Origin of the sequence: uncultured Nitrospira sp. (genome assembly GCA_902500695.1) — a bacterium.
In the GTDB taxonomy this organism is placed as follows: domain Bacteria; phylum Nitrospirota; class Nitrospiria; order Nitrospirales; family UBA8639; genus Nitrospira_E.
Genome location: CABVRQ010000001.1, coordinates 25,095 through 29,219 on the forward strand (window position 1 = coordinate 25,095; position 4,125 = coordinate 29,219).

Sequence of the window (4,125 nt, forward strand, 5' to 3'; positions counted from 1 at the left end):
CGGCTCCGGTAAATTTTCAAGCGACCGGACTATCGCGGAGTATGCGGCCGATATCTGGAATGTTAAGCCCTGCCCGGTGTCCTAACAGTGGCTTCCGCACCCTGCAACTGCCTCGGATGCGGAATAACGACTATTAGGCACTCCCCGGGGAGAGGGATGGCGGCAGGAAACAGGAATAGGCCTACTCAGAGCGTTTCGCGTATGATTAACTTATGGAGGGTCTAGAGCTATGCCTAAGAAACAAAAAGAAAAGGACGAATCGAAACTCAACCGCAAAAAATACGAGAAGGAGTTGCGAAAACTTCAGGCTGAACTCTGCTATCTTCAGGATTGGACCAAAGAAAAGGGCGCCCGGATCATGGTGGTGTTCGAGGGCCGCGACGGAGCCGGTAAGGGCGGCACCATCCGCGCCATCACCGAACGAGTGAGTCCTCGTGTGTTTCGCGTCGTAGCCTTGCCGGCCCCTTCCGACCGCGAGAAAGGCCAGATGTACATTCAGCGATACATGCAGCATTTCCCGGCAGCCGGTGAAATCGTTATCTGGGACCGCAGTTGGTACAACCGCCTCGGAGTCGAACACGTGATGGGTTTCTGCGCTAAGGAGCAATACGAACGCGCCATCGAACTATTGCCGAAGTTCGAGGGAGTCATCGTGGAAAATGGGATCATATTGATCAAGTTTTGGCTCGAAGTGAGCCCCGATGAGCAGAGAAGGCGTTTCCAGGCCCGTGTGGACGATCCGGTACGTCAATGGAAGCTCAGCCCGATGGACCTGCCGGCACTTGAGAAATGGTACGAGTACTCGCGCGCGCGCGATAGAATGCTGGACGCCACGGATTCGAAACATGCCCCCTGGCACATCGTGCGGTCGGACAATAAGAAGCGCGCGCGCCTCAACTGCATCAGCCATCTGCTCAGTCTGATCCCCTATAAGAGGGTGAAACGCGCCAAAATACAATTGCCCGATCGATCGGAAAAATATCAGTACGACGACCAGGCGACGATGAAGAAAAGATCGTACATCCCTGAGAAACACTGAACGACCTCTTGGAGCCATGACATCATGCCGGACAAACAACTCGATCAACTCTGCATCAACACCATCCGTACCTTGTCCATGGACGCGGTCCAGGCGGCCAACTCAGGGCATCCCGGCACCCCGATGGCACTGGCGCCGGTGGCGTATTGTTTATGGAATCGATTCCTGAGGTTCGATCCTGACGACCCGATATGGGGGAACCGCGATCGCTTCGTCCTGTCCATCGGCCATGCGTCCATGTTGCTGTACTCTCTGCTGCATCTCTGTGAGGTCAAAGCCGTCAATAGTAAATACGAACGGATGGGTCACCTCTCGGTGACGCTGGACGATATCAAGCGGTTTCGCCAATTGGAGAGCAAATGCCCCGGCCATCCGGAATACCGGTGGACTTCCGGCGTGGAAATGACGACAGGTCCATTGGGACAAGGGGTGGCCACCAGCGTGGGAATGGCCATTGCCGAACGTTGGATGGCGGCGCACTTTAATCGTGACGGGTTCCCACTCTTCAATTACCACGTCTATGCGCTCTGTGGGGACGGAGACATGATGGAGGGAATCTCCCATGAAGCCGCCTCCCTTGCCGGACATCTTCGACTCTCTAATTTATGTTGGATCTATGACAACAACAACATCACGATAGAGGGCCACACCGAGTTGGCCACCAGCGACGATGTCGCCACGAGGTTCATCGGGTATGGCTGGAATGTCACGCGAGTTGGGGATGCGAACGACTTAGCCATGCTGACTCGTGCCTTCAATACCTTCCTTGCCACTCCGGACCGGCCGACGTTGATTATCGTGGATAGCCACATTGCCTATGGGGCGCCCAACAAGCAGGACACCAGTGCCGCTCATGGTGAACCGCTTGGTGAAGAGGAAATCCGATTGACGAAACAACGATATGGCTGGCCTGAAGATGCCAAATTTCTGGTTCCCGATGGAGTACGCGAGTATTTCCGTGAAGGCATTGGGAAACGGGGCCGGGCACTTCGGGAAAACTGGTTTTCCCTGTTCGAGGCGTACAAACAGGCCTATCCCGATCTTGCCGATCATCTGTACAGAATGCAGCATCGTCAACTCCCCGAGGGGTGGGATGGTGGATTGCCGTCATTCCCGGCAGATGCCAAGGGATTGGCGACCAGGGATTCATCCGGAAAGACGCTCAATAGCATCGCACGAAATGTTCCGTGGCTTGTCGGGGGATCCGCCGATCTTGGCCCGTCGGTCAAAACACGCCTGACGTTTGAGGGAGCCGGGGATTTTTTTGCCGGCACCTATCAAGGACGTAACCTGCACTTCGGCATTCGCGAACATGCGATGGGGGCCGTGGTGAATGGGCTAGCGCTTTCAAAGGTTCGCGCATTCGGATCAACCTTCCTGGTCTTCTGCGATTACGCCCGGCCAACCATGAGACTCTCAGCCCTCATGGAAATTCCTGTCATCTATATCTTCACGCACGATTCCATTGGTGTGGGCGAGGACGGCCCGACACACCAACCTGTCGATCAAATCGCCTCCCTGCGAGCCATCCCCGGCCTGATCACCATTCGTCCCGCTGATGCCAACGAGGTCGTGGAAGCCTGGCGCCTGATCATGCAATTCCGCCATGAGCCGGTCGCGCTCGTCCTGACGCGACAGGCGGTTCCTACTCTTGACAGGACGAAGTATGCACCAGCATCCGGTGTGACCCAAGGTGCTTACGTTTTGGCTGACGCGGGTGGGCAACCGGACGTCATCCTCATCGGCACAGGCAGTGAAGTATCGATTTGCGTGGAGGCCTATCAACAGCTCAAGGCCGAGGGCATTCAGGCGCGCGTAGTGAGTATGCCCTCATGGGAAATCTTTGAGTATTATTGCCGGAAGCATCCGGAGTATCGTGAAACGGTGCTCCCTTCCCATGTGACCGCACGGATTTCCGTGGAGCAGGCTTCTACCCTCGGCTGGGAGCGATATGTGGGATCAACCGGTCGAATCATCGGCATGGAGACCTTTGGGGCTTCGGCTCCCCTCAAGGAACTCACCAGGAAATTTGGATTTACGGTTGAACGCATCGTCGATGCGGCGAAAGAGCAGATCAAAAAATACGGGCCTCCCCTCCCATGAGAGGCCGACCCAAGAAGTTGGGATCATAAAGAATGGCTCCTCGCTCTTTCATGAAAGTTCCTGAAAGGTTCGTCTCCCATGACCCGACGCCTGCAGGCTGGCCCAAGGCAGGGACGTTTTCATTAGCTGGCTGGCCTTGCTTGAGCCATTCGACAAAACTTGTATGGTATCTACAGCTCATTTTTTGAGAAGCTAAAAGGAACGGGGGTGAGGGATTGACGATGAAGAAACATGTGACAAGGCCCACTCTCAATCAAACATCTCACGTGGGTGGAGAGGAACGGGAGTTACACATTCAACGAAATCTCAGGTTTGCACAATGGGGTTTGATGGTGTCGATTCTGATCATGGTGGCCGGGGGAGCAGGCTGTGCTCAAACAGAACAAGCGAGGGAAGTGGAAACCTCGGGGTTTCTCGGAGACTATTCGATTCTCCAACCGGGCAAGGAGGGTGAAGCTCTCCTTGTATACAAAAATCCTCAAGCTGATTTTTCAATGTACCGGGCCGTGTATGTGGAACCGGCCGTCGTATTGCTGTCCAAAAAATCCACCGTACCCCAGGAAGAATTACACCGATTGGCCGATGATCTACGTTCAAAAGTCATCTGGAAGCTTAAAGAGGATTTCCTTGTGGTACCCAAACTTGTTCCGGGTGCGTTGCAAATTGAACTGGCTCTGACGGAGGCTGAACCATCTGACGTCGGGATGGATATCGTGTCCACGATTCTTCCGCCTGCCACCATCGTATCCGAAGCGAAAGAACTGGCAACAGGGACACAGGCATTTGTGGGTCGCGTTAGCATCGAGGCGAAACTAACCGATGGCAACACGGGAACCTTATTAATGGCCGCTGCGGATCGCCGGGTAGGGGCCAGATCCCTGGATGGTTCTATGGATTCATGGGACGACGTCCACCAGGCATTTGCATATTGGGCGGATACATTAGCCCACCGGCTTCGTGAATGGCGGAAGACACCGAATCCC

General features: G+C 54.9%; 3 protein-coding genes. All 3 read left to right on the forward strand.

The genetic code is table 11. From position 1 onward, the window contains the following. Positions 1-229: 229 nt before the first annotated feature. Positions 230-1,039 carry a polyphosphate kinase 2 gene (gene ppk2 / locus AAH187_RS00070; protein WP_342346386.1) on the forward strand — a complete coding sequence of 270 codons (810 nt, stop codon included), beginning with the start codon at positions 230-232 and terminating at the stop codon, positions 1,037-1,039. Between the two features lie 24 nt (positions 1,040-1,063). Beyond that, complete coding sequence (gene tkt / locus AAH187_RS00075) at positions 1,064-3,142, forward strand: transketolase (RefSeq protein ID WP_342346387.1); 2,079 nt, start codon at positions 1,064-1,066, stop codon at positions 3,140-3,142. A gap of 221 nt (positions 3,143-3,363) precedes the next feature. After that, positions 3,364-4,125: DUF3313 domain-containing protein (locus tag AAH187_RS00080; protein WP_342346388.1), on the forward strand; the 762-nt coding region annotated here is incomplete at its 3' end.